Annotated in this window: 27 protein-coding genes and 1 tRNA gene; 22 read left to right on the forward strand and 6 right to left on the reverse strand. The window is 50.3% G+C overall.

Annotated features, from left to right (window positions below):
* Positions 1–51 precede the first annotated feature (51 nt).
* The 9 genes from B9Y77_RS05700 (at position 52) to argS (ending at position 6,341) form a co-directional block, all read left to right on the forward strand.
* Positions 52–1,017 (forward strand): SPOR domain-containing protein, encoded by a 966-nt coding sequence (locus tag B9Y77_RS05700; protein ID WP_073423186.1) that lies wholly within the window; start codon positions 52–54, stop codon positions 1,015–1,017.
* Between the two features lie 117 nt (positions 1,018–1,134).
* Positions 1,135–1,218, forward strand: a tRNA-Leu gene (locus B9Y77_RS05705).
* 25 nt (positions 1,219–1,243) lie between these two features.
* Positions 1,244–1,975, forward strand: a complete 732-nt coding sequence (locus B9Y77_RS05710) for a hypothetical protein (RefSeq protein ID WP_073423187.1) — start codon at positions 1,244–1,246, stop codon at positions 1,973–1,975.
* A 6-nt stretch (positions 1,976–1,981) separates the two neighbouring features.
* Positions 1,982–2,338: an aspartate 1-decarboxylase gene (gene panD, locus B9Y77_RS05715; RefSeq protein ID WP_012820298.1), complete on the forward strand. Its 357-nt coding sequence runs from the start codon at positions 1,982–1,984 to the stop codon at positions 2,336–2,338.
* 83 nt (positions 2,339–2,421) lie between these two features.
* On the forward strand, positions 2,422–3,000 hold the full coding sequence (locus tag B9Y77_RS05720) for a hypothetical protein (protein ID WP_085490800.1): 579 nt from the start codon (positions 2,422–2,424) through the stop codon (positions 2,998–3,000).
* Positions 3,001–3,127: 127 nt separating this feature from the next.
* Complete coding sequence (locus tag B9Y77_RS05725; RefSeq protein WP_085490801.1) at positions 3,128–3,715, forward strand: hypothetical protein; 588 nt, start codon at positions 3,128–3,130, stop codon at positions 3,713–3,715.
* Positions 3,716–3,789: 74 nt separating this feature from the next.
* Complete coding sequence (locus tag B9Y77_RS05730) at positions 3,790–4,239, forward strand: LytR C-terminal domain-containing protein (RefSeq protein ID WP_073423190.1); 450 nt, start codon at positions 3,790–3,792, stop codon at positions 4,237–4,239.
* Positions 4,223–4,642: a ribosome silencing factor gene (gene rsfS, locus B9Y77_RS05735; protein WP_012820303.1), complete on the forward strand. Its 420-nt coding sequence runs from the start codon at positions 4,223–4,225 to the stop codon at positions 4,640–4,642. Before B9Y77_RS05730 ends, rsfS begins: the two co-directional genes overlap by 17 nt.
* Complete coding sequence (gene argS, locus B9Y77_RS05740; protein ID WP_073423191.1) at positions 4,629–6,341, forward strand: arginine--tRNA ligase; 1,713 nt, start codon at positions 4,629–4,631, stop codon at positions 6,339–6,341. The genes rsfS and argS overlap by 14 nt, the downstream gene beginning before the upstream one ends.
* A gap of 90 nt (positions 6,342–6,431) precedes the next feature.
* On the opposite strand, the gene B9Y77_RS05745 is transcribed toward argS, so the two are convergent.
* A complete protein-coding gene (locus tag B9Y77_RS05745; RefSeq protein WP_073423192.1) occupies positions 6,432–7,553 on the reverse strand; it encodes a fibrobacter succinogenes major paralogous domain-containing protein in 1,122 nt (373 codons plus the stop codon).
* 106 nt (positions 7,554–7,659) lie between these two features.
* Between B9Y77_RS05745 and purU the strand changes: the two genes are divergently transcribed.
* The 11 genes from purU (at position 7,660) to fusA (ending at position 17,874) form a co-directional block, all read left to right on the forward strand.
* The gene (gene purU / locus B9Y77_RS05750; RefSeq protein ID WP_233138457.1) at positions 7,660–8,499 is read left to right on the forward strand and encodes a formyltetrahydrofolate deformylase; all 840 of its coding nucleotides are present in this window, start codon (positions 7,660–7,662) and stop codon (positions 8,497–8,499) included.
* A 9-nt stretch (positions 8,500–8,508) separates the two neighbouring features.
* Entirely contained in the window at positions 8,509–9,132 is a 624-nt protein-coding gene (locus B9Y77_RS05755) for a hypothetical protein (protein WP_085490802.1), read from the forward strand.
* 9 nt (positions 9,133–9,141) lie between these two features.
* Positions 9,142–9,813, forward strand: a complete 672-nt coding sequence (pyrE, locus tag B9Y77_RS05760; RefSeq protein WP_073423194.1) for an orotate phosphoribosyltransferase — start codon at positions 9,142–9,144, stop codon at positions 9,811–9,813.
* A 27-nt stretch (positions 9,814–9,840) separates the two neighbouring features.
* Positions 9,841–10,536: a hypothetical protein gene (locus B9Y77_RS05765; RefSeq protein ID WP_073423195.1), complete on the forward strand. Its 696-nt coding sequence runs from the start codon at positions 9,841–9,843 to the stop codon at positions 10,534–10,536.
* Positions 10,533–11,789 carry a hypothetical protein gene (locus B9Y77_RS05770; protein ID WP_085490803.1) on the forward strand — a complete coding sequence of 419 codons (1,257 nt, stop codon included), beginning with the start codon at positions 10,533–10,535 and terminating at the stop codon, positions 11,787–11,789. The genes B9Y77_RS05765 and B9Y77_RS05770 overlap by 4 nt, the downstream gene beginning before the upstream one ends.
* 63 nt (positions 11,790–11,852) lie before the next feature.
* Positions 11,853–13,244, forward strand: a complete 1,392-nt coding sequence (locus B9Y77_RS05775) for a DEAD/DEAH box helicase (RefSeq protein ID WP_073423197.1) — start codon at positions 11,853–11,855, stop codon at positions 13,242–13,244.
* Between the two features lie 40 nt (positions 13,245–13,284).
* Positions 13,285–14,046, forward strand: coding sequence for a type I methionyl aminopeptidase (map, locus tag B9Y77_RS05780; protein ID WP_012820312.1), 762 nt, complete (start codon positions 13,285–13,287; stop codon positions 14,044–14,046).
* A gap of 128 nt (positions 14,047–14,174) precedes the next feature.
* Complete coding sequence (locus B9Y77_RS05785) at positions 14,175–14,510, forward strand: hypothetical protein (protein ID WP_085490804.1); 336 nt, start codon at positions 14,175–14,177, stop codon at positions 14,508–14,510.
* A gap of 20 nt (positions 14,511–14,530) precedes the next feature.
* Positions 14,531–14,818 (forward strand): hypothetical protein, encoded by a 288-nt coding sequence (locus B9Y77_RS05790; protein WP_085490805.1) that lies wholly within the window; start codon positions 14,531–14,533, stop codon positions 14,816–14,818.
* A gap of 17 nt (positions 14,819–14,835) precedes the next feature.
* Positions 14,836–15,552 carry an EcsC family protein gene (locus B9Y77_RS05795; RefSeq protein WP_073423200.1) on the forward strand — a complete coding sequence of 239 codons (717 nt, stop codon included), beginning with the start codon at positions 14,836–14,838 and terminating at the stop codon, positions 15,550–15,552.
* Positions 15,553–15,744: 192 nt separating this feature from the next.
* Entirely contained in the window at positions 15,745–17,874 is a 2,130-nt protein-coding gene (gene fusA, locus B9Y77_RS05800; protein ID WP_085490806.1) for an elongation factor G, read from the forward strand.
* Positions 17,875–18,300: 426 nt separating this feature from the next.
* Here fusA and mazG read toward each other — a convergent pair whose 3' ends face one another.
* The gene (mazG, locus tag B9Y77_RS05805; RefSeq protein ID WP_085490807.1) at positions 18,301–19,098 is read right to left on the reverse strand and encodes a nucleoside triphosphate pyrophosphohydrolase; all 798 of its coding nucleotides are present in this window, start codon (positions 19,096–19,098) and stop codon (positions 18,301–18,303) included.
* A gap of 172 nt (positions 19,099–19,270) precedes the next feature.
* Between mazG and B9Y77_RS05810 the strand changes: the two genes are divergently transcribed.
* Together B9Y77_RS05810 and B9Y77_RS05815 are read left to right on the forward strand one after the other, a co-directional pair.
* A complete protein-coding gene (locus B9Y77_RS05810) occupies positions 19,271–20,143 on the forward strand; it encodes a DNA-processing protein DprA (protein ID WP_085490808.1) in 873 nt (290 codons plus the stop codon).
* A 4-nt stretch (positions 20,144–20,147) separates the two neighbouring features.
* Positions 20,148–20,426, forward strand: a complete 279-nt coding sequence (locus B9Y77_RS05815) for an FtsB family cell division protein (protein ID WP_085490809.1) — start codon at positions 20,148–20,150, stop codon at positions 20,424–20,426.
* A gap of 11 nt (positions 20,427–20,437) precedes the next feature.
* On the opposite strand, the gene B9Y77_RS05820 is transcribed toward B9Y77_RS05815, so the two are convergent.
* The 4 genes from B9Y77_RS05820 to B9Y77_RS05835 form a co-directional block, all read right to left on the reverse strand.
* Entirely contained in the window at positions 20,438–23,494 is a 3,057-nt protein-coding gene (locus B9Y77_RS05820; RefSeq protein WP_085490810.1) for an efflux RND transporter permease subunit, read from the reverse strand.
* Positions 23,494–24,585 (reverse strand): efflux RND transporter periplasmic adaptor subunit, encoded by a 1,092-nt coding sequence (locus tag B9Y77_RS05825; RefSeq protein WP_085490811.1) that lies wholly within the window; start codon positions 24,583–24,585, stop codon positions 23,494–23,496. Before B9Y77_RS05825 ends, B9Y77_RS05820 begins: the two co-directional genes overlap by 1 nt.
* A gap of 174 nt (positions 24,586–24,759) precedes the next feature.
* Positions 24,760–25,467: a hypothetical protein gene (locus B9Y77_RS05830; protein ID WP_073423207.1), complete on the reverse strand. Its 708-nt coding sequence runs from the start codon at positions 25,465–25,467 to the stop codon at positions 24,760–24,762.
* Positions 25,467–26,993: a hypothetical protein gene (locus tag B9Y77_RS05835; RefSeq protein ID WP_085490812.1), complete on the reverse strand. Its 1,527-nt coding sequence runs from the start codon at positions 26,991–26,993 to the stop codon at positions 25,467–25,469. Before B9Y77_RS05835 ends, B9Y77_RS05830 begins: the two co-directional genes overlap by 1 nt.
* Between the last annotated feature and the right edge of the window lie 4 nt (positions 26,994–26,997).

The following is a 26,997-nucleotide window of genomic DNA, read 5'->3' on the forward strand; positions in this document are numbered from 1 at the left end:
ATTTTGTAAATATATTTGTATCTTTACTCTTGAGGGTAACTAGAGGGTAATATGGCTAAATATTTTATTCACAATTTGGTTATTACAGGCGCACTGTGCGCATTTGCCACCACAGCATCTTTTGCTGAGGCCGCACCGACTCTCGCCACCGCCCAAAAAGCTTACGTCAATGGCAACTGGAAAGTCGCCGCAGCCGCTTACGAACAGGTTTGCCCAAACGAACCCGAAGCCACACGTACCGAATGTTATTTATGGAACGTGCTAGCCCTTTCGCAAACGGGTATTGCCGCTGATTTCAGCAAGGCAGGCAAGCGTCTCGACAGTCTCATCGACAAGACGAACCCGCAACAAGCCATTTACGCGGACCTTATGATGACCAAGGCCCAGTTCCAAATGTACCTTGGTCGCTACAACAAAGCCGCCGAATCCCTCGTACATGCTATTGAAACTTCGCAACCACACCAAGTGACTGTGTTGCAGAAAGTCTGCGTCGCCGTTCAAGACCGCGCCCACAGCGAAGAGCTGAATGAAGCCTGCAAAAATCTCGGCAATCCGGAAGCCCAGAAGCTTGCCGCAGCCAAGAAGGAACAAGCTCAAACCGAGCAAGCCAAGAACAATCAAGTCGCAAGTACCGCCCCGCAAACAAGCAGCAATCCATCTGCAAACAATGACGCCGCAAAAGTCGCAGACTCCAAGCCTGTAGCCTCCGCAACCGTCACCGCAGAACCCGCACAAACAAAATCTCCCGAAGCAAAGCCTGTCGAAGAAAAATCCGCATGGCAGCTGCAACTGGGCGCATTTGGCGTCAAGTCCAATGCAGACCTGCTCGTAGACAATCTTAAAAAGCGCAACATCGCTTGCACCATCATCCAGAACACGCTTGAAAGCGGCAAAGTCCTTTATATAGTTCGCACAGGTCCATTTGAGACAAAGGAAAGCGCAGTAGATTACGGAGCTAAAAAGCTTGCCCCACTTAACGTAGAATTCAGGCCGATGCTAGTAAAACAAGCCCTTTAAGCAAATAAAATTATACTCGAAAAAATTTTTTACAGATTTTATCGACTAAAACTTGCGTTTTTTTGCTTAATACCTACAAAAAAAGCAAAAATAGTGCTATATTTGTGTTGCTCCCCCGCCGGGGTGGTGAAATTGGTAGACGCGCTGGACTCAAAATCCAGTACTCGCGAGAGTGTGAGGGTTCGATTCCCTCCCCCGGCATTAAACGTTTAAGAAAGAGATCAAAATGAGTAACATGTTCAAAGTGCTTTCTGCTGTTCTTTTCGCGGGCTCACTAGCGTTTGCTCAGTCTGACGACCTCTTCTCTGACGATTTCCAAGACGCTGCAACTGCAGATTCTATCGCACAAGCTAACGCTGAAGCAACGACTCAATCAAACATTGGTAACGCACAGGCAACTGGTGGTCAATGGGATGGCTTCAAATATGAAGACATGGGTCTTACTCAGTGGGAATATCAGCAGGCTAAGGAACAAGGCGTCACTCGCGAAAAGTTGACGAAGCTCGTCGAACTTGGCATCCGCCCGACAGAATATCTCCAGAAGCCGTGGAACAGACTCGGTGTGAGCGAAGAAGATTGGCTCAGCCAGCGTGCCGAAGGCATGGAAGATGCTGACATCGACCGTTCTTATCGCTATCGCAATGGTGATCAGGGTAGCGCTTATCTTTCTCTTTTAATTCCTTCCTACTATCAGTGGAAAACAAAGCAAACTGCTAAGGCAACCTTCATGGATGTCCTTGAAATCGGTAGTATTGCTGTTACTGTGGTTCTCAAAGTTCAAGACAAGAGCTATTGGTGGTACGGATTCCTCGGAATCGCAGCTGCTCATCTCTGGTCCTTTGCAGATGCCTTCATTACCACTCAGTGGGATAGCAACCCGGATGCAAACCGCTTCAGCTTTGGTGTTATTCCGACTCCGGACCAGGGCGTAGCAAGTTTCTTCAATGTCAAGTTCTAAGCAGCAATGCAGCTAGAATTACTTAAAGCCAAAATTCATCGTGCTACTGTAACTGATGCAAACCTCAACTATGAAGGTTCCATCACTATAGCTCGCGATTTGATGGATGCAGCAGGCATCCTCCCCTTCGAAAAAGTCGGCGTCCTTGACGTCAATAATGGTTCTCGCCTCGATACTTATGTTATCGAAGGTAAAGCCGGTTCTGGCGTGATTTGCCTGAACGGTGCAGCCGCTCGCTTGGTACAGCCGGGAGACCTCGTGATTATCGTAGCTTATGCAACGATGTCTCCGGAAGAAGCCAAAACCTGGAAGCCAACTGTCATCCGCGTCAACGGCAAAAACGAAATCATCGAAAAAATCTAGGCGTAAACCATAAATACTGAAAATTTCGTCAAAACGAGGAGACTTCATTTTATTTCGAAGCCTCCTTTTTTTATATTCATGATATGCGATTCATGTGTTTTACAGTGTTATTCCTAGCAGCGTTCACCTTTGCCGCCTCCCCCGCAAAGGCTGATTCTACCGCGCTCTCGGAAACTCTCGTTGCAGCACAAGATACCATTGTCGATACAATCTACGTCATTCAAGAAAGCGGAATCCCCTGGAACCGCGAGAACTTTGACCCCGAACGCCTCGTCCGTCACGACACTTTCGACCCAGCGCTAAAAGTCGCTTACACTTATTCCGTAAGTTTTATCGGCGGTTCATTCGGATCGTTTGCTCAGCAAAGCTTTATGGCTCATTTCGCTTACGAGTTCACCCCTAATTTGCACTTGTACGCCAACGTTGGACTATGGATGCCACTCTATTCAAGCCTCCATTTCGGCAACCGCATTGCCCGCGAGGACGTGAAGCAAGGAAACGTGGGCGTATTGATTCCAGACATCGCGCTCGAATACAAGCCGAGCGACAAGGTCTCATTCCGCATCATGTACGTCAACGAACGAGATGCCTTCAGAGCCTATGGACCACACCGTTACTTCTACGACGATTGTCCATGGAGAAACCCGCATTATTGTTGGTAGTTAATTTTGCTACTCTCGCATTGCACACTTTTGACGCCTTCGGCGTCCGTGGCGGCGGCTCGGTAATAAAATTGAACAAGTTCAATTTTACTACTCTCGCCTTGCACACTTTTGTATATTCGTTTTCATGAAACGAATTATTTTATCTGCTCTTTGCATATCAACGCTTGCTTTTGCAAACGTAACCACAAACATCGAACCGTCCGAAATGGCATCCCAAGTCATTGCCGAAACATCAGTATCCAAAAGCAATGAAGCCGATGCCAATTACGAATTTCGAAACGATGGCATCCCCTGGAACCGCGAATTTGATTCCGACCGCATGGTCCGTCACCAAACATTCGACCCGGCCTTAAAAGTCGCATACACCTATTCACTCAATTTCGTTGCAGGAAGTTTCGGTTCATTCGCAAACCAAAGCTTTATGGGGCATTTTGCCTACGAGTTCACACCGAATCTTCACTTATACGCAAATATTGGTCTCTGGATGCCAATTTACGCAAACATTAGCAACGGTTCGCGCATTGCAAGAGAGGACTTACGCCAAGGCAATGTCAATGTGTTGATTCCAGATGTTTCGCTGGAATACAAGCCTAGCGAAAACACATTAATAAGAGTTTCCTACGTCAATGAACGAGACGCCCTGAAAGCCTACGGTCCACACCGTTTCTTCCACAACGAATGTTCTAGCCGAAGTTCCATCCTCTGCCAGTAAGCACATCTATTCTATGTTGTCACCCCGGATTTATTTCGGGGTCTTTTTTATTTTTCTAAATTTTATAGCAAAGAATGTTCCGCAACTATTCAAAAACGCTCCACCTAAACTTTGCCGTAGGAGTTTCTTCGGCTGTTCTAGCCGCATTCCTCTTTGCAGGCTGTGAAGAAGAAAAGCCGGCTCCTGTTGTTCGCGAAGTCCGCAGCATCAAGGGCGAAGTCGAAGTGCTGAACAGTTGCAGCATGAAGGGCGCAGCCACAAAAATGCAGGCGTTTTTGCGCAACAACGGATTTGATGTCGTCCACATCGAAAACGAACGACTCCAGAACTACGAAGAAACGGTCATCGTGCTCAGAAACCCGGAATGGGAAGGTGCTCAGGCACTCGCCGCCACCTTAAAGACCAAAAACGTCCTCGTTTTGCTCAACAAGAACGCGACCGTCGATGCCGTCGTACACACCGGAAGAGATTTTCAACAAATAATAGAACCCGATCAGGGAGAACAAAATGACAGCAACAAATAACCAAGATTTTTCTGAAACCGTTAAGCTTGGTGCAGGTATCCTTTTTGAACTTCGCGCCCAGAACGTGCAGCTCATCGACCTCCGCGGCGTAAAAAACGAAGCGGACTACTTCCTCATCGCCACTTGCGAAAGTGAAGCTCAGATGCAGGCAATCTTGAATGAACTGACCAAGGAATTCAAGGCTCGCAAGCTCCACTATGTCGGCGTTGAATACAAGGAAGGCGTGCGTTGGGCAATCTTCGATGCTGGTCTTGACCTGATGGTTCACCTCTTCGAAGAAGAAAAGAGAAACGAAATTTCCTTCGACCGCCTCTATGCAGACGGCAAACTCATGAACCTCGACGAACACGACTTCATCCGCGAAGACGCTAAGAAGTCTGGAGACGACAATGAACTCATTTAATGCAGAAATCGCAAAGGCACTTGCAGCAACTGGAGCTTTTGACGAAGAAGCCGCATTGAAACTTATTTCCGTACCGCCTGATACAAGTCACGGCAACTACACCATTCCTTGCTTTTCTCTCGCAAAGACACTCCGCAAGGCACCGAAGCTCATTGCCGAAGATTTAGCCGCCAAGGTTCAGCTCCCGGCAGGGCTTTCTAAAGTTGAAGCCGTGAACGGCTACCTCAACTTCTTCATTGATCGCGGATTCCTCGCCAAGTCTACACTCGACGAAATCGCCGCCAAGGGTTTGGAATACGGCCACGCCGCATCGAATGGCAAGGTTGTCTGCATCGACTACAGCTCCCCGAACATCGGTAAGGAACTCGCCTTCCACCACTTGCGTTCTACAATGATCGGTAACTCGCTTGCCCGCATCTACAAGGCTGCCGGTTACAAGGTCGAACGCATCAACCACTTGGGCGACTGGGGCACAGCATTCGGTAAGCTCATCGTGATGTACCTCCGCGAAAAGCTCCCGACCGACGAAGCCACTTTGAACGCACTTACCGTGAAGGAACTCAACATCCTTTACGCTAGCTTCTCCAAGGCTTCCAAGGAAGAACCCGGTCTCGAAGACGAAGCACGCGCCGCATTCACGAAGCTCGAACAGGGCGATGAATTCTACCGCAAGCTGTGGACCGCATTCCGTGCCGCAACGCTCAAGGAACTCATGCGCATTTACGACATGATGGGCGTTGGCTTTGATCACTACACCGGCGAATCCTTCTTTGAAGACAAGATTCCGGCAGTGCTCGACGAACTCCGCGAAAAGAACTTGTTGGTGAACAGCCAGGAACGCGACGTGGTGATGCTCGACGAATTTGACCTGAACCCGTGCCTTATCCGCAAGAGTGACGGTTCCACGTTGTATGCAACACGCGACCTCGCTGCCGCCATCTACCGCAAGAAAGAATACAACTTTGACAAGTGCCTTTACGTGGTGGACTTGGGACAAGCTCTCCACTTCAAGCAGGTGTTCCATGTGCTCAAGAAGATGGGTCGCGAATGGTACAAGGACATGTACCACATTCCGTTCGGCGTGATCCTCCAGATGGTCGATGGCAAGTGGGAAAAGGGCAAGACCCGTACCGGTACGGCAAGCCTCCTCCGCGACGTGATCGAAGCCGCCCAGAAGAAGATTCTCGAATTCATCGACGAAAAGAATCCGACTCTCGAAAACAAGGAACTCATTGCACGCCAGATCGGTATCAGCGCTCTTACCTTTAACGACCTCAAGAACAGCCGTTTGAAGGACGTCCGCTTTGACTGGGATGCCGTGATGAGCTTCGAAGGCGACACAGGTCCGTACGTGCAGAACGCACACGTCCGTCTTTGCAGCATTATGCGCAAGGCCGGTTACACCGTTCCGGTGGCCGACGTGGATTACGCACAGCTTACCGATGACGCCGCCTACAGCCTCATCAACATTCTCGCCAAGAAGGGCGAAAAGATTCTCGCCGCCGTCAAGGACGATGAACCGAGCGTGCTCGCACAATACGCACTCGAAATTGCCGAAGCCGCACACAAGTTCATCCACGAAGACCGCGTGCTCGGATCCGCCGAAGAAAAGTCCAGACTCTTCCTCGTGCAGTCTACACAGATTGTGCTCGAAAACGTCCTCGACTTGCTCGGCCTCTTCCCGATCCGCCAGATGTAAAATACGCCGCGCCCTCGGCGCGACGCATTTTTTATGCATATAAAAAAAGAGAGCTTTTTAAGCTCTCTTTTTTTGCGCTCTGCGCAAGCCCTAGTTACCGTTGATGCAGCGGACAGAATAACCGTTGTTCTTTGCGGTTGCCGGGACGAGCTGGCGAACCATCTGGTCGCTCATACGACCCATAGCCCAGAGCCAAATGGTTTCGTTACGGCCGTTCTGTGCAGACCAGAAACCAGCGTATTCGCCCATATCTTCATAGCGAACCGTAGACTTGCCAAGAAGCTTGCGATAGCCCGAAGAGAAAATGGTGAAACCGTATTCATCGGTACCGCCACCGCCCTGCCAGCCAGTCGTAGCCTTCATCTTTGTAGCAAAGTTACCGCACTTGTCCACACCATCGTAGCAACCCGTGAGGCCCTTGAGCATATCGGACCATTCGCGGTCACGCGGCAAGTGCCAGCCTTCCGGGCAAGCCTTGCGGGCACCTTCGAGGTCATACAGACGACCGCTACGAGCGCAGTAAGAGTCCTTGTCTTCGTAGCACCAGGAATGTCCTTCGACATTGTAGTTCACGTTCTGAGCAAACCATTCACGGCCTTCGACCTTGATGATTCGGTAAACTTGTCCGTCACGCGGGTCCGTGAAAGAAGTGGACTTGTCGCGGATTTCAGCACGATGTTCCTGTTCAGCCACGCGGAAAGCGGAAAGCTGTTCGCGCTTGTACTTCTGACGGCCTTCGAGTTCTGCTACCCAAGCCTTCTGGGCCTGTGGATTCGTAAACTTTATACGCAAGTCATGAACGTTGAACAAGTCGTTGCCACACGCAAAGTCCACGCCTGCAATATTAATGATAAGATCTTCATTGCCAAAGTGACGCGGCTTATCAAAGTAAGAAACCCAGGCTTCCATTGTGTTGCGGCAGTTTTCATAGAAGTTCGGATCTTCCACCATCTTTGCCGGAACCGTCATGTTACCAGCAACGGAAAAATCAAACTTGTCATCAAGAATGCGGAACGAGACCGGCTGGATGTTCTTGTAATGAGTGTATTCACCAAAACGGATATCCCCGTCAATCTTGGCGGCGCCATATTCGCCCTGACCTTCAGCGTTAAAAATGGCATCCCACGTTTTAGGTGGAGCGGCAAAAACCTGTACCGCAGACAAAGCGAGTATAGAGCAAAGTCCAAGTTTGAACAATTTAATTCTCTCCATTTTTCAATCCTTTCTATTTCTTACTGTAATGTTAGTTATTTTTTATCTACTTGGAAATAAAATATTTGGTAACATGACCTAAATTTTTTAATATTATAGTATGTCTATGACTCGTTATATACTCCAGATCCTTTGCCCCGACCAAAAAGGGCTCATTGCCGGCACTACGCAAGTTCTTGCCAAAGCCGGAGCCAACATTATCGACCTCCAGCAACACACTGCCAAGGACATCGAAACGTTTTTCTTACGTGCCGTATTCGATATTGAAGCGGATGGCATTCCCGAAGTCAAAAGACACCTCGAAACCATCGCCCCGCATCTCCAGCTGAACTGGAAATTGTTCGACACCTCCAAGACCGAACGCGTTGCCATTTTTGTTTCCAAGACAGACCACTGCCTTTACGACTTGCTCCTCAAGCGCCGCGATGGCGACCTTCCCTGCGAATTCAGCTGCATCGTGGGTAACCACCCGGACTTGGGTCCTGTCGGTGGCTCCTTCGGCGTGCCGTTCTACTATGTGCCGTCCAACCCGGACAAGACGATTCCCGAAAACCGTTTCCGTGAAATCATCGAAGAAACCAAGACGGATACAATCGTTCTTGCACGCTACATGCAGATCTTGACCGCACAGTTCACAGAAGAATTCAAGTACCGCATCATCAACATCCACCACGGGTTCCTCCCCGCATTCAAGGGAGCAAAGCCCTACCACCAGGCATGGCACAAGGGTGTGAAGATTATCGGTGCAACAGCCCACTTTGCCACAGAAGACCTCGACCAGGGGCCAATCATTTGCCAAGACATCCAGCGCGTTCCCGAGACAGCAAGCATTGATGAACTCGTCGAACTCGGCAAGGACATCGAAAAGCGTACGCTTTCGCAGGCACTCAAGCTTTGGCTTGAACACCGCGTTTTCGTCCACGCAGGCAGAACGTTTATTCTCTAGGAGTTCCCAATGTCCGAAGAAATCAAGAATGAAGCCCCCGCTCAAGAGCCAACAGTTTCCGCAGACAGCGAAGTCAAGACCGAAGCAACAGCCGAAGTCAACCAGGCCCGCACCGAGGTAAACTTCGAGGACAATTCGTCCAACGAAGAACTCGTCAATCCTCTGACCGGCGAAGTCATTTCGCCTAAGAAGAACAAGGAACCCAAATCGAACTCGCCCTACAAGCAGTTCAAACCGGAAACCTACGTCAACCCGATGACCGGTGAAGAAGAACAGACCACAATCGGTTCCCAGGTCATTGTCAAGAAAGACCGAGGACTAGCCTACTACGTTGGCTTTGCTCTTCTTGTTGTCCTGAGCTTCGCATTCTTTTTCTTGCCGGGCATTACCATCACGTTCGCCGTTAGCCGCCTCGTAGACCTGAACACATCCGCCGCTTGGGTATTCAGTTCTATCTTGAGCTTTGGCGTCTGGCTCATATTTAAGCTGAAAATCAAGGGTTTTGAAAAATCCTTCCACAGCTATTTAGTACTTTGCGTCATATGCTTGGTCGCCATGTTTGCGATCCAGTTTATAACCGACTACAACATCATCTCTGAAGTTATAGCGCTCCTCGTCGGAGCTAAAGCCTAGGAATTTGCAATGAACAATACAGATACTTTTGTACACTTTCTCGTAGAATCGGGCGCCCTCAAGTTCGGCAACTTCGTGACCAAGAGCGGTCGCGAGACTCCTTACTTTATCAACACTGGAGAGTTCCGCACAGGCGCATCCCTTTCCAAGCTTGCTGAATTCTACGCTGCAGCATTCATGGTTCACTTTGACGGCAAGGCTCAGAACCTCTACGGTCCGGCATACAAGGGCATTCCCCTTTGCGCAGCAACAGCCATGAAGCTTTCTGACGTGTACGCCCAGAACCTTACTTTTACGTACAACAGAAAAGAAGTCAAGGACCACGGTGAAGGCGGTTCTCTCGTCGGTTACAAGTACACCGAAAAGACAAACGTCGTCATCATCGAAGACGTGATTACCGCAGGTACATCCGTCAACGAAACGATGCAGGCTCTTTCCCAAATCGAAAACGCCAATGTCGTAGGTCTCCTCATTTCTGTGGACCGCAAGGAAAAGCTCGAAAATGGCAAGTCCGCGCTCCAGACTGTTCAAGATGAATACGGCATCGAAGCCCATTCCATCGTGAACATCAACGACATCATCGCATTCCTCGAAAGCGAAGAAAACCGCAAGGCAATCAACGCCCCCGAAGGAATCCTTGACCGCGTCTATGCCTACCGCGAAAAGTGGGGAGCCGTCTAAGGCATATCCTGCAAAACATAAAAGCGAATGACAATCAGAAAGTCGATACTTTCCATTGGATTTGCAATCTGCATGCTCACCGGGTGTGCAGATTCTTATCATTGGACTGCAAGCCACCCCTCGTACCATAAGGCTCCTTATGGCGGTATTGCAGTGACGGGTATCGAAAATGCATTTGTCATCACGCGCTCGAACTGGTTTGCCAAGCGCCTCGAAATCGGCACAGACAGCATCCAAATTAAAGGAACGCTCCACTGCCGCAATACTTTCGAAACCGAGATGCGCAAGGCTTACGGAAACCTCATCGTCCTCCCCGATACAGCGAACACCAAGTTCCCCGAAGAAAGCTTAAAGCTTGATGAACGCATTTTCATCAAGGGGCATATTCCGGAACAAGGCGTTACGCTCAAGGACTCCGCAGGGAATGTCCCTCCCGTAGTCCTTATTCTGCACGAATTCATCATCGGCACGGACTTGAAGCGCGAAAACTTTTTTGACTACGCGCTCATCCACAACGAAAGTGGCAGCATCCGCAAGCCGGACAACGTCAGCGCGATATTCTCGTACACACTCTGGGACAACTTAAAGCAGCGTCCGCTTTTCAGCGCCGTTGACGAATTACAGCAACCCATTACGACGTACAAGCTTTCGAATTTGACAAACCTCATCCAGCTCGCCGTCCAGCAAATCCGCAAGAACCTATACGAAGGAGTTGTCAAATGAAAAAACTCCTTGCCATTATAATGGTCCTTGTCGCATGGGCTAGCGCAGCCGATGTTTACTTTGATTCACGCTTTACGCTCTGGAAAGACGCCACAATTTACATTTGGACATTGGATGGAAATTCCCCCATCAACGCCAATGAATTTTGTCTTTCGCTCCGCCGCAACAACACTGGCATCGGAGAACCCAAATGCCGCGAACTCGGCGAATGGGAACGCGACACCATCGCCACACGTTATGGATCCTGGCTTTCGAACAACCTTGAAAAAGGTTTACCGTCAAGCTACTTGAGAGCAAGACACCCCGGCATGGCTGCTAAGATCCAGGCTCTCGAAGACAACATCGTCCTCTTCCTTGCACCTCAGGGAAAATTCATTCAAGTTGCCATCTTTGACGAGACAACGCAAGAACCTAAAGCCGCAGGAATCGTAAAAGCAAACAACGATAAAGTCGCCCTCAGTGACGAAATAGCCTCCACATTCTTTGACAAGCGCACCAAGCGCCGCCTTACCAAGGAAGAACGCCTCAAACAGCAAACCGAACCCGATGACCTTTACAAAGAAGTCCCGAACCTTAAGATTTGGGCAGGTGTTGGAATCGGTTACTCCCAAGCACATTTCCCGCTCACGCCGGACAACTGGACAAGCAGCCACACCAAGAGCCGCGTACGTAATTACCGCATCACCAAAGATTCCGTAAGCCTCTGGAACTTTATCGAAGACGATGACTCATTCCTGAGTCTTTACGCAGGGCTTACCTGGCATGGATTCATCGGTGTCGAACTCATGTACCGCTATTCCAACCGCGATATGAAAACAGACAAATCAGACACAGTCTATCGCGAACTCGACCATTGGAATTTTGGACAGCACGATATCGGTCTCAACGCGCTCTTGTCCATGACCTACCCCATTACACCATGGCTTGACATTACCCCGCTATTCTTCCTCGGGTTCCAATACACATTCTATTCCGAAGACATCGGCTTAAAAAGCGGAGTCAAGTCGCCCTCCAGAGCTTACCAGTACCGCATCAAGTTCGAAGACGTCTACAAAGGCGCATTGCTCGGATTTGGAGGACAGTTCGTCTTTAAAAAGCATTACGGCGTAGACATCCGCGCAGGCATTTCGAGCCGCGGCAGGGATATTTACGAAGCACCCTCGCCCGATGCAGGCGCCGCCCCCACAACCATCGGAAAATCGACCATCGATTGCTTTGTAAGCCTCGGGTTTGAATACCACTGGACGCTATAACCCCCTGCTTTTTCACACCTCTCGTCTCTCGTCTCTCGTCTATTTTCTAAATTTGCGCTCACTATGAGTGACGAAATTAAAGAAGAAACGAAAGAAAGAGTAAATCCGTTTTTAACGCCTGTCAAAATTATCGAGCCTAAGAATAAGCTCCCCGATTATACGTTTGATATGCTCCCCGAAGAACAGAAGGCTATTCTCCGGGAACACGGCTGGACCGAACTGATGCCAGTCCAGCGCAAATCCATTCCTTATATGCTCGCTGCCCGCGATATGCTCGTGCAATCGAAGACGGGTTCGGGCAAGACTGGCGCATACGCCCTCCCGCTTTTGCAGGTCATCGTCCGTGACCATCCGTATCCGCAAGCACTTATCCTCGTGCCGACGCGAGAACTCTGCATCCAAGTGCAAGAAGAATTTGAAAAGCTCTCCAAGGGTACGGGAATCAAGTCCGTCGCTATCTTTGGCGGCGTGAACTACGAACCGCAAATCAAGGCTCTCCGTTCTGGCGTACATGTGATTGTCGCTACTCCGGGCCGCCTCATGGACCACATCCAGCGCGGTAATGTAGACTTACTTTCTATCCGCGACCTCGTCCTCGACGAAGCAGACGAAATGCTCTCGATGGGTTTCTACCCCGACATGCAGAAAATCCGCAAGTACTTGCCGAAGGCCATCTCTTGCACAATGTACAGTGCAACAATTCCGCAGACGGTCAAGAGCCTTGCCCGCGAATTCCAGCGCCCGGGTGCCGATTTCCTTTCGCTCAGCTACGACAAGGTCATCGCGAACAACCTCGAACACCGCTACTACACTTGCGACGTGATGGAAAAGGATTCCATGACCATCAAGGTTCTGGAATACTACCATCCCGAAAGCTGCATGATTTTCTGCAACTATAAGCGCGACGTGAGCTACCTCGAACAGGTGCTCTCCGGTTACGGCTTTGAAGTCGGTGCGCTCAGTGGCGATGTCGCCCAGAGTCTCCGCGAAAAGACGCTCAACGCCTTCCGCGACAAGAAGCTCAAGATTCTCATCTGCACAGACGTGGCCGCCCGCGGTATCGACGTGGACCACGTGACGCACGTGATTGTCTATGACCACCCCGCCGACCACGAAGTCTATGTGCACCGCAGCGGACGTACCGCCCGTGCAGGCCGCAGCGGTCTCTGCATTTCGCTCATCACACCAGTCGAAGAAATCGACCTCCGCCAGACGGCAGTCGACTTCGGCATCAACTTCATCAAGATGGATCCGCTCACAAATGAAGAAATCGCGAAGAAGGTAAGTGAACGTACACGCGTCCGCCTCGAAGAAGTCCGCAAGCACTTCGGCGGTCAAAAAGCAACCGAACGCATCAGCCGCATGCTCCCGCTCGTGAAGGATCTCGCGAACGGCACAACCGACGACCAGATGCTCCTCGCCTACCTGCTCGACAGATTCGCATGGAAGAAGTAGGCGCATAAAAGAACTTAAATAAAAACAAGAAGACCTAAAAATGGCTAAGATCAAAGTAAAATCCGCAAAAGAAATCGAACTGATCCGCGATGCCGGCGCTCTCGCTGCCGAAACGCTGATCCGTGCGGGCGAAATGTGCAAGCCCGGCGTCTCCACGCTCGAAATCGATGAATTCATCGGCGACTACACTCGCCAGCACAAGGGCATCTCCGCCTGCATGGGCTACCACGGTTACCCGCGCTACGCCTGCATCAGCATCAACGAAGTTGTCTGCCACGGCATCCCGAACGCGAACACCATCCTCAAGGATGGCGACATCGTGAACATCGACATCACCACAATCCTCTCCGGCTACCACGGCGATACCTCCGCCATGTTCTGCGTTGGCAAGGTCTCTGACATTGCCCGCGAACTCGTCGATACCGCCAAGTTCTGCATGGAAGAAGGCATCCGCGCTGCAGGCGAAAGAGGCGCACACTGGAACGACATCGGCTGCGCCATCCAGGACATCGCCGACGAACACGGCTTTAGCGTTGTCGAAGACTACTGCGGTCACGGCATCGGTCGCGGCTTCCACGAAGAACCGACCGTCTACCACTTCCGCAACTACGAACGTTGCCCGTTCATCGAAGTCGGTAACGTCTTTACGGTCGAACCGATGCTCAACGTCGGACGCCCGGGAACAAAGACGCTCTCTGACGGCTGGACAGCTGTGACCCGCGACGGCTCTCTCAGCGCCCAGTGGGAACACACCGTCGTGAAGACCAAGGATGGCATCGACATCCTCACGCTCCCGCGCTAACCCGCTACATTTAATGCAATTCAAAACGCCTCGCGCCGTAAAATGCACGAGGTGTTATTTTTTGCGTTTTTTTCAAAAAAATATATATTACCATCACAATCCCAAACCATAAAACCAACGACTTCATAATGTCTTTTCTTAGTAATGCACGTGATAAAGCCATCGAAATGTTCGTCCAGCGGCTCGACATCATAAAAAGATTTGGCGAAATTTTAAACATCGATATCGAGTCAGAAGAAAACCGGATTAACATCACAATGCTTTTGAAAGGCGAAACGACGCCAACCAAAATTTGTGCGTACTACTGTTTCGAAGACACAGATCAAAACACTCTGATTGTTATAAACAAAATAGAAAGTGAAAGAGTTTTGATTAATGAAATCGCAGCCTTGTGGCTCAAGGGCGCCCCATTCAAACAAGCGCTCCCCAAGGGAACCGGTCTTTTTGCCAAAATGATGTTTTAATCACCCCAGAAGGAGTATTCATGGAAACCCAGCCTCAAAAAAATTTAAACAACGTCTCCTTCAGCGTCAATGCCGAAAAACAGACTATTGACCTTACAATCATCCCCCATGGCGAGACCACCCCGATTTCGTTCCACGTAAACTACAAACTTACTGAAAGAAACGGAGAAACCGAAATTAGCGTTCAAAACGCAGCATCAGATAGGATCTGGGTGAATGAAATCCTCAAAATAGTACTTGAAAAATACAATTCTGAATATAAAATCCCCCAAAACATCGCAGAAATTGTTAAAATGTTCTTGAAATAGGAGAAAGGAGCTTGCCCATGTTAAATTTCAAAGAATTCAAAGACAAAAAGAACGAATCCATCCAGGAAATGTTCAACTCGATTATATTCAACCTGATTACGGATATCCCGGACTCGCTCCTTTGCCCGAACAACGACCCCGACAAACGCGCCGACGTACTGATCAAGCAAGCCGCCCTCAAAGCAGCCACAGTAAGTACCTCGCTCTCTATCCCGGCAGGTTTCACCGGTGTCTTAACCTCCATTCCTGATATAGCCGCTGTTTGGCGTATCCAGGCGCAGCTCGTCTCCGACATCGCCTGCACGTACGGCAAGTTTGCCATGCTCAGCCGTGAAGCGATGGTTTGGTGTCTGTTCCGCCACAGTGCAGCATCGCTCCTACGAGATGTCGCAGTCCGTACCGGCAGCCGCATTGTCGTCCAGAAGCTGTCATTAACAGCCCTCCAGAAACTGCTCCAGAAAATAGGCGTCAAAATATCCGCGAACTTCCTCGGGCGCATCGCCCTCCGAGCCATCCCGGCAATCGGAGCCATCGGTAACGGAGCCTACACATACTTTGATACCACCGAAGTCGGAAAGACCGCCATGGCTTACTTCAAGGCTCTCGAAGGTATCGAAAAGCCGGAGCTTGTCGAAAATTCTATAGACAAAAATCCAGATTCAAACGAACCTTCTATAGAACAAAGCGCGACTGGAGAAAAAGACGCCGAAGCAACTCCCGACGAAAACGTATAAACAAAAATTTTCTCATTTAAGCAAAACGAAGCAGCCATTTTTATGGTTGCTTTTTTGCATTTTAGGCCAATTTTAGCCATTTTACCCCCCTTTTATACTATCAAATGAAAAACCGCCCTTGAGTTCCCCCCAAAATTTTCTATTTTTGGGCGCAACATTCAATAACATCAACTCCATTAGTGGAATAAAAATATGAAAGACATTCAGCTGCACAGAAATATTGGTATTTCTGCTCACATCGACTCCGGTAAGACTACTCTTACCGAACGTATCCTCTACTTCACAAAGCGTATCCACGCTATCCACGAAGTTCGTGGTAAAGACGGCGTCGGTGCCACGATGGACTCCATGGAACTTGAACGCGAACGCGGCATCACGATTCAGTCTGCTGCTACGTTTGCAAACTGGACTCACACCAAGACCGGTGAAAAGGACTCCATCAACATCATCGATACTCCGGGGCACGTGGACTTCACGATCGAAGTGGAACGTTCTCTCCGCGTGTTGGACGGTGCTATCCTCGTCCTCACTGGCGTTGAAGGCGTCCAGTCCCAGTCTATTACCGTTGACCGCCAAATGCGCCGTTACCATGTGCCGCGCGTCGTGTTCGTGAACAAGTGCGACCGCTCTGGTGCAAATCCGCTCCGCGTTGCAGTCATGCTCAAGGAAAAGCTCAACCACAAGCCGTGCGTCATGCAGATTCCTATAGGTTTGGAATCCAATCTTAAGGGCGTGGTCGACCTTCTCGAAATGAAGGCATACTACTTCGAAGGCGACAATGGCGACGACATGATCGAAAAGGAAATCCCGGAAGAACTCGTCGACCAGGCTAACGAATACCGTGAAAAGCTCGTTGACTGCTGCGCTGACTACAGCGACGAAGTCATGGAAAAGGCTATGGAAGGCGAATACGGTGTCGATCAGATCGACAAGAACCTCCTCAAGAAGGTCATCCGCGAAGCTACCATCCGTCTCGACATCACTCCGGTGTTCATGGGTTCTGCTCACAAGAACATTGGTGTCCAGAAGCTCCTCGACGGTGTTATCGACTTCCTCCCGTGCCCGACCGACGTTGAAAACAAGGCTCTCGACCTCGACAACAACGAAGCTGAAGTTATCCTCAAGTCCGAAGACAACGCACCGCTCGTCTGCTACGCATTCAAGCTCGTGAACGACCGCTATGGCCAGCTCACCTACGTCCGCGTTTACCAGGGTACCCTCAAGAAGGGCGACATGATCACCAACATGGCAACCGGCAAGAAGGTTTCCGTTGGCCGTCTCGTCCGTATGCACGCTGACGAAATGGTGGATATCACCGAAGCCGGTGCAGGCGACATCGTTGCTCTGTTCGGTATCGACTGCGCATCCGGTACGACATTCACGGATGGCAAGAACCACTACAACATGACTTCTATGCACGTTCCTAACCCGGTTATCGAACTTGTTATTGAAGCCAAGAACCGTGACGACCTCGATAACATGTCCAAGGCCCTCAACCGCTTCACGAAGGAAGACCCGACGTTCCAGGTCGAAGTTGACAAGGAATCTGGTCAGACCATCATCAAGGGTATGGGCGAACTCCACCTTGACGTTTATATCGAACGTATGCGCCGTGAATACAAGTGCGACGTGACGACTGGTGCTCCGCAGGTGGCTTACCGCGAAACCATCACCCGCCCGGCCAAGTTCGACTACACCCACAAGAAGCAGACCGGTGGTTCTGGTCAGTACGCTAAGGTCGTCGGTGAAATGCGTCCGATGGCTGTCGAAGGCGACCAGGAAAAGGTCTACAACTTCGTCAACTCCGTCGTCGGTGGCCGTATTCCGAAGGAATACATCCCGTCTTGCGATAAGGGTTTCCAGAGCTGCATGGAAGCAGGTTCCCTCATCGGCTTCCCGGTTGTCGGTATCGAAATGGAAGTCCAGGATGGTGCATTCCACCCGGTCGACTCCTCTGATATGGCGTTCCAGGTTGCAGCCCGTATGGCCTTCCGCGAAGCTTTCGCTAAGGCTGGCGCTCAGATCCTCGAACCGATCATGAAGGTCGAAATCCAGACCCCGACCGAATTCCAGGGCGGTGTCGTGGGTAACGTTTCCCAGCGTCGTGGTAGCATCGTTGGTACTTCCGAAGAACTCGGCATGACCACGATTACTGCTGAAGTTCCGCTTTCCGAAATGTTCGGTTATGCTACGGACCTCCGTTCCATGACCCAGGGTAAGGCAGAATTCACGATGGAATTCTGCAAGTACCTCCCGGTTCCGAAGAACATCCAGGAAGAACTCATCAAGAAGTACGGCGACAAGGTCAAGGCTAGAGCCTAATACGACCGCTCGGGGCTAAAGGCTGACTTAAAACTCCGTCGGCCCCTCGCTCTCGCAAGAAACCCTCGGTTAATACCGAGGGCTTCTTTTTGCTCACGACCAACCCCTAGAACTTCTCGAAAGTTTAAAAGGCCTGCAACGGAAGTTGCAGGTCTTTTTGTTTAGGGGTAACACACACACAGTAATTCGCACAAAAGAAGAGTCCCGTAATGCGTTCACGGGACTCTCTTATAAACGTAACACTAGTAAGTTCTACTCCGCGATTCGATTCGGCTTCCCGTCTCAGAACCAAAATTTACTTGTGCCACAAGAATAATATAGCACACGAATCGAAAGTGCGAACAAAATTTCGCGCACTCTTTTAATCCCGCGCGGAACATTCCAAATTGGAGTAGCGGACAATGACTACTGACCAATGACCATTGACTAATGACTAAGTTTCGCTTCTTTCCACAGCTTTTGCAGGCCCTCTAGGCCCACGTCCTTGATTTCCTGGCCCTGTTCCTTGACGCGGCGTTCTACTTCGCGGAAGCGCTTCTCGAACTTGTTGTTCGCGCGTTGCAAGGCGATGTTAGCGTTGAAACCGCAATGGCGAGCCACATTCACGAGACTGAACATGATATCGCCGAATTCATCTTCCAAGCGATCCACATTTGCATTCTCGGGAGAAATCTTTTCCATCTCGGCACGGAATTCCGCAAATTCCTCTTGCGCCTTGTCGAACACGGGAGCAGCCTCCCCCCAATCGAAACCGACTTTCGCCACGCGGCGGATAATATCTTGTGAGCGCGCGAGCGTGGGCATGCTCTTGCTGACTTTGTCCATAATAGACTCGCCCGCATGCTTTAAGTTGTTCTTTTCTTGCGCCTTGATGCGTTCCCAGCGGCGGCTCACGTCATTTGCCGTATCTACTTTAGCATCGCCAAACACATGCGGATGCCTGCGCACCATCTTTTCGCACAAGCCCTGGATCACGTCATCAATCGTAAAGTCGCCCTGTTCCTTGCACACCTGCGAATGGAAAATTACCTGGAACAGCACATCGCCGAGTTCCTCGCACATGTGCTCCTTGTCGCCATCTTGCGCGGCATCGATAAACTCACAGCTTTCTTCAACCAGATATGGCAACAGCGAATGCGTGGTTTGTTGGCGGTCCCACGGGCAGCCATTTTCCGAACGCAGACGAGCCATAATATCGACGAGATCCTTAAACGTGTACTTCATGCGCCCAAAGATAGAAAAGATAAAAGTAAACGCGCACCCTTGTTTTTACTCATCAAATTCAGTAAATTAAGCTACACCTTTATTAGATCCTTACTTATATCGTTTCTTATATCCCTTAATTTTATTTTTACCAAGCACGACACCCCCAAATACATCCGGGGTACGAAACAGTATGGAAACGAAACTCACTCCCGAAAAATATCCACTCGCATTACAAGCATCAAAATATTGCCCAAAACAGCTCTTTTGCAAAGGCACACTCCCCACAAACGATAAAATCGGCATTGCCATGGTCGGCACACGCCGCCCATCCGCATCAGCCGAAGAGCTCTGTAGACGACTCGTCGATTCACTCCGACCCACAAAAGCCGTTGTTATTTCGGGGCTTGCACAGGGCATAGACAGCTTTTGCCACCGTGCCGCCCTCGATGCAGGGATTCCCACAATAGCAGTCCTCGCACAAGGTCTAGAGGCAAAAATCGAGGGGGAACGAGCCTTACTCGCCCAACGAATTTTAGACGCAGGAGGCGCCCTATTAAGCGAATACGAAGGTGATACGCCAGCCTACAAGGGGAACTTCATCGCACGGAACCGCATCATCAGCGGGCTCAGCCAATCAACGCTCGTGGTCCAGAGCCGTAAAAAAGGAGGCGCCCTACTCACCGCGCAATTCAGCCTAGACGAAGGGAAGCCCCTCCTCGCCTGCCCTGGGAACTTCGACTGCGAACTCTACAGCGGCACGAACGCGCTCCTCGACAGCGGGCACGCCAAAGCCGTCTTCATCCCCGAAAGTCTACGGGCTGTCGCCGGAATTCCATGCCTCGAAGGGGCAAAAATCGAGCAACTGACCACATACGGGGTACAACTGTCGGACGGGGCTCAAAAAGTCTTTGACCGGTTTAACGGATTCCGCAAAACATTTTCGGAACTTCAAGAAGATTTCGACTTTAAGGCGCCAGAACTTTTAGCTATATTGACGGAGCTAGAAATATCTGGTCTAGTCTCGTCAAAGGACAACTTCCAATTCTATTTTAACGGAGCATAATTAGTTGCACATACGACTTATTATTGGAATTGCCACCGCGATAACCTTCGCGTTCCTGGTCTTCCATTTGCTGTTCGGCAAGAACAGTATTCCGGAGCAGCGTAGAATTGCGAAAGAAATCCAGCTTTACCAGATGCAAATTGATTCGCTAAGCAAAGTTATCGAACAGCGCGACGAACTCATCCAAAAACTAAAGACCGATTCCCTCTACAAAGAAGAAATTCTCCGCACCCGCTACGGCATGAGCCGTGAAGGCGAGAAAGTGTTTCAGCTGGTGAAGTAGCGGCGTTGCCGCTACGCCATCTTGCTTGCGTCAGTGCGGGTACCTTCGACCTTTCCGGCGAAGAAGCTATAGGCGGCAGGCACAATAAAGAGCGTCATGAACGTCGCAAACGTGAGACCGCCAACAATAGCAACACCCATTGCAATGCGGCTCGGGGTGCCGGTCAGGATGAGCGGCACTGCGCCCAATACCGTAGAAAGGCTCGTCATGAGGATTGGGCGGAAGCGGCGTTCCGCCGCCATCCGAGCCGCCTCGAGCTTGCTGCAGCCCGTATTCTCGGCAATCTGGTTTGCAAATTCCACAATCAAGATACCGTTCTTTGTCACAAGTGCAATCAACAAAATCAAAGCGATTTCGCTAAAGATGTTGAGCGTCTGACCTGTAACAAACAAGCTTACCAAAGCGCCCGAAAGTGCAAGCGGCACCGTAAAGAAAATCACGAACGGAGCACGGAAGCTTTCGAACTGCCCCGCGAGCACCAAAAACACTAGCGCAAGCGCAAGCAAGAACACCACGTAGAGTCCCGAAGAACTTTCTTCGAATTCCTTAGACGAACCGCTCAAGGTCGTACTCACGCTCGGGTAATCCTTCAACAACTTCTTTGCAATGCGGCGCATTTCTTCGACACCATCACCAATCGTCTTGCCCGGTACAAGACCCGCCTGGATAGTCGCAGCGCTAAAGCGGTTGTAACGCGGGAGTGACGGAGAAGCGGACTGTTCCTTGTACGTAATAAAGTTGTCCAAGCTCACCAGCTCGCCCTTGCCGTTCTTGACCGTGAGCATCGAGAGGTTTTCCGGCGTATCGCGGTACTGGTAACCGACAGCGCCAATGATATCGTACTGACGTCCATCTTTGTAGTAATCGCCATAAGTCTGGTCGCTAATTGCAAGTTGCACCGCCTGTGCAATATCGTTCACCGACACGCCTTCTTCATTTGCCTTGTCGCGCAAAATTTCGATGTGGAGTTCCGGCTTCGTGAAGCGCAAGTTGCTGTTCACCACGCTGAACACAGGGCTCTTGCTTGCCGCTTCTTCAAATTTCGGAACAAGGTCGCGCAGCACTTCGATGTTCGGTGCCTGCAGCACAAACTGCACCGGGAGGCCACCGCGTTGCGTACTGATGCTCTGCGGTTCAAACACCATCACACGCAAATCCGGATATTCGTTACCAAGCACCTGGATTGCTCTTGCTATCTCACTCTGCGGACGGCGAGCTTTCTTATTGTCGTTCAAGAACAAACGCATTCTCGAGTTGCCCGCATTCCAAGCACCCGCCTGGAATTCCGTGTATTCATTGGAATCGAGAATCGAAGTCACTTCATCGACAAATTCATCGGCCATGCGCTTGGTGCGCGAGAGGTTCACGCCTTCGGGCATGCTCATGTTCACCATCACAGCGTTGGAGTCTTCCGTCGGCGCCATTTCGCTACTCATGTTATTAAAGCAGAAGTACGCCCCAAACAAGAGCACCGCCACAATCGGGAACAACAGCAAACGCCACTTGAGGAATCCACCCAACAAGCGGGAATACAAAGCGTTCAATCCATCAAAGAACGGTTCAGTCCACTTATAAAAGGCACCTTTTTTCTGGCGTTTCAAGAATTTAGAACAAAGCATCGGCGAAAGCGTCAAAGCGCAAAGCGTCGAGAGGAACACGGTTCCAATCATCACCGCCACAAATTCGCGGAACAAAAGACCCGTCGTACCGCCCAAGGCAAGCACCGGGATAAACACAGCCATCAACACGACTGACGTTGCAATCACCGCAAAAAAGATTTCATTTGTTCCTGCAATTGCCGCCTGTTTCGGCGTCATGCCACTTTCAATCTTGTGGTAAATGTTTTCCACAATCACAATAGCATCGTCCACGACAAGTCCAATCGCGAGGACCATCGCCAAAAGCGTAAGCACGTTGATACTGAACCCGCAAAGGTAAAGCACAAAGAAGCTACCAATCACAGATACAGGCACTACGACCATCGGGATAAACGTCGTACGGCCTTCGCGGAGGAACGCAAAGATAATCGCAATCACGAGAATAAACGCAATAAAGATGGTTTCCACCACTTCCTTGATGGACGCGCGAATGTTAATCGAAGTATCGCGACCATAAAGCAGTTCCACGCCTTCCGGGATTTCACGGCGGATGTCTTCGACGCGTTTGTAGAATTCGTTTGCAATTTCGACATGGTTACTGCCCGGCTGCGCCATGAGCGCAAGCGTAATGGAATTCTTGCCGTTACGTCTAAAACCGGTACGCGTATCTTTCGGTTCGTAATGGATATCCGCGACATCAGAAATGCGGATCACAGTTCCATCTTCAGCCGTCCTCACCGCAATGTTGCCAAAGGACTTTGGATCGATAACTCGGCCAAGCGTACGAATTGAAAGCGTCGTTTCAGTACCTTCAATAGAACCAGACGGAAGTTCCAAGTTACCTTGTTTCAAAGCAGCCGCCATCTGCGCTCCCGAGACGCCAAGCGCCTGCATACGCACCGGGTCAATCCACAAACGCACAACCGGGCGTTTTTCACCCCAGATTGCCACTTCCGAAACACCGTTAATCGTCTGCAAGCGTTCCTTCACGTGGTTGTTCGCAATTTCCGAAACTTCCATCGGGTCGAACTTGTCGCTCACAAGGCTCACCATCAAAATCGGGTCGCTATCGCTATCGGACTTGTAGACCGTCGGTTCATCAACATCATCCGGCAAGCGGCGACGCACACGGCTCACGCGGTCGCGGATTTCATTTGCAGCCGCTTCCAGGTCCATGCCCGTTTCAAATTCGATGCTGATGTAAGAGAAACCATCACGGCTCGTCGACGTCAAAGCCTTGATACCAGACGCGCTGTTAATGGAGGCTTCCAAGATTTCAGTAACTTCCGCTTCGACCACGGCAGCGTTTGCACCCGGGTAAGAAGTACGCACCTGAATCAACGGATAGTCGACGTTCGGGTATTCACGAATGCCGAGAGAACTGAGCCCAAAAAATCCAAGCAACAGGATGACAAGCGCCATCACCGTCATGAGGACTGGGCGACGAACGGAGAGCTGGCTTACGCTCATTACTCTACCTCGTAATTAATCGAATGGCGGAGTCCCTTAATCTTGACATCGGCACCTGGGCGGAGGCTCACAATGCCAGAAACAATCACCGTATCGCCAACATCAAGGCCCGAAAGCACCTGCACAGACATCGGCGTGCGGAGTCCCGTCGTGATATGCTTGATTTTAGCCTTGCCACCCTGGCTCACAAACACGTAAGCGCCTTCCCTGTCGAGAATCATCGCTTCGGACGGGATCGTAAAGCTCTGCACGTTGCTAGCTTCCATAGCGACATTCACGCTCACAAAGCTCCCCGCAATAAGTTCGCCCTTTGCATTATCGACATCGACCATCACACGGCGAGTGCGGCTGCTTTCAGAAATCACGGCGTCAAGCGCAGATACAACGCCTTGCTTTTCAACATTGCGTTCAGAGTCCTTGAGAGAAATCTTATCGCCCACCTTAATTACAGAAGCGTAACGCTGCGGGAGCGAGAACTTTGCCTTGAGGCGGTCCACTTCGCTGAGTTCTGCAATTGGCGTACCGGAGTTGAGCCAGGCGCCCACGGACACATCGACAAAACCCAGCTTGCCACTAAACGGCGCACGGACTTCTGTCTTTGCAAGTTGCGCCTGGATGAGTTCTACGCTAGCCTGAGCAGACTTGAGAGAAGCTTCTGCCGATTCCAAATCCTGCTTGGTCGCCCCGTTCTTTTCAAAAAGACCGCGTACACGCTGTTCCTTTTGCTCGGCAAGCATCTTGTTCGACTGCGCCTGCTTGAGCTGCGCACGGAGTTCAGAATCGTCAATCTTTGCAAGGAGTGTACCCTTCTTGACTATTGCACCATCTTTAGCCTTGAGGCTTACCAGGCGGCCAGAAGTCGCCGCCGAAAGCGAAACGCTGTTCTTCGGCACAAGCGTTGCCATCGTCTGGAAGTTCTTGCCCAGCTGCCCAAGTTCTGCCACATAACCTTCGACATTCAGCACTCTCTGAGCGCCACCCTTTTTGCCGCCATTGCCTTTGCCAGCAGGAGCGCCCTTGGCGGAATCGTCTTTACTACCACAAGCCACAAGAAGAAGAGAAGAGAGTGCTATTAAAAGAAGGTGTTTCATATTTTAGTTAGAAGTAGGAAGTAAACAATAAGAAGTAGTTTGATTTTATTCCGTCATTCTGACACCGAAGGTGGAAGAATCCAGGGCTTTTCAATTTCGAATTTTTAGATGCGTGATACAGTTAAAAAGTTGCATAAAAAAGGACATTCCCGCACTGAGGCGGGAATGACAAATTTAAAATTTTACGTTCATCAAAAGCGCGCCGCCGTCTTGATAAAATTCCGGTTCAAACTGCACTCGTTCCGAGAAAGACTTGCTCGACGTTGCACGATAAACTCGTATAGCATCAAGCATGGAAACGACGCGGTTCAAAATCAGTGCGCCCACGGAAACTTGGAACACAATGCGGCTCACGCGGTAATGGCGCATGCGACTCTTGAATTCATCAATATGCTCCGTAGTTTCCGGATTGTCAGAACTGCCCCAGTCCCACTGGACATCGCTTGAAAATTCTTCATCGACTTTTTTGCCAGAACGGATCATCGCCTGGTTGTAATCTTCGTCCATATCCGGAGAGGAGTTCTGTCCAAAAACACCAGAACGGCTGCGATAAGAACCCACCGTATTCAAGAGAGAGACACTCTTGTTGCCCGTAAATCCTGCGTGGCGAACGGCATAATTATGTGCAGACGTCACATAGCGGTCGCCCACGACATAGGAACCAATTGCAGCCACCCACAAAGCAAGGTCTGTCCACACAAACGGGCGAACCATCTTTTTTTCGTTTAGGTATAGCTCGCCCATACCCGGTAAAAGTGCCGAAGCGCCGACAGCAAGGAATACGTTCTTATCACGATTCTTATAGACGTCGGCATCGACGCTTACCACAGTCTGCGAAAAAGCGGCGACTGACGCAAGCAGTATGGCAAGAATTATACGCATTAGAATCCCCAATTTGCACGAACAGACCAGCCAAAGGAATCAGTCAACGAAAGACCGCTATCGAAGCGCAGATGATCGTACCAGGAAAGGTCTTCCTCGTAGAGGACTTTGTTATGGGCATTAGCGGTAAATGCAGCATCCACAGCAGAAATGATGTGGTTCAGAATCAAGCCGCCGATAAACCACGCCTGCGTGTCGGCAAAGTCATTGGCCTTGTTACGCATAGAACGATACGTATTCAAATTCTCGGATTCGCCAAGAACTACAGTCTCGGAGTTCGGGTCTTCGAGATTGAGATTGATTGCCTGAGCTTCTTTTTGAACATCATCCCAGCCACGGACATACGCCCCTTCCGAAATCAACTGGAACACTTCGGATTCATTATTGAAGGAACGTCCAAAGTTAGCCATTTCAACGCCCAGATTCGTCACCTTCTTGTTATCCGGTTTCGGGAATTTGCTCAAGTGCTGAGCATCATCCTTAAACAGAGCGTCATCCTGATAGCAACCGCCATAATTTGCGTTTCCATAAATCGCTTCGCAGAACGATTTGCGGGAACCCATATAACGCCTATTAAATTCATCACCATAAAGGTCAGCATCCGCATTGTAAAGATCATGCATGACGCTTTCGTACAAGCCGATAGAATAATGTTCCTTAGCAAATTTCTTGTACTTGTCCACCTGCTTGTTATACTTGTAGACTGAGAAGTAACCCCAGCTGCTCCACAAAATCACTTCCAAAGCCATGTAAGCGCCACCGCGGACATAAGTCGCCGTCGTACCGCCAACATACAACTGGCCTGCACCAGGAAGCAAAAGCGAGAGGAACAAAGCCTTGCGCGGATTCTTGTAACGGCCCTTCATTTCATCAATGCCATTGACCTTGGAAACTTTGACCGGTCCCAAAAGATCACGACGGCTTATGCTATTGGAAGATGCGGCAACAGAACTGCTACTGACATTCGTAAGGCCTGCAGCCTGAGCCTGCGCAAGAGAATCAGCACGTCTCGAAGAATCGGCTTGGGCACGAATCCTTTCGGCTTCTGCAATAGCGGCTTCGCGCATCAGCGAGTCACGAGCGGCAGAATCCAACACCGACGTATCTGTAATCGCCACAGCAGGAGCAATATCTGCAGCTGAAGAACTCGATTCTACAGGAGCAACCGATGGCGAACTGATTGCTGCGGAACTTGCAGGCTCGCTAACAGCCACAGAAGAAGAGCTCACCACCACCGAGGAGCTCGAAAGCGGTACAGCCGACGAGCTAGACACAGCCTTACTGCTGGAGGACTTCGCCTTGGACTTTTTAGAAGCAGAACTCGCCGGAGCCTTAGCAGAAGAACTTACCGGAGCAACCGCAGCAGAGCTTGCGGGGGTTGCCGGGGTCTTCACTTCGGGTGTCGCCTGCGTTGCCGGGGCGGCAGCTTCTTCTTCGAATTCAGCGAAAAGGTCTCGTACCTGGGCAAAAGAAACCTGGGCTAGAGAGAGACCAAGAAACAAGGGTAAAAGAGCAAACTTGCGCATATAT

This window comes from Fibrobacter sp. UWB13, from assembly GCF_900177805.1.
Taxonomy (GTDB): domain Bacteria; phylum Fibrobacterota; class Fibrobacteria; order Fibrobacterales; family Fibrobacteraceae; genus Fibrobacter.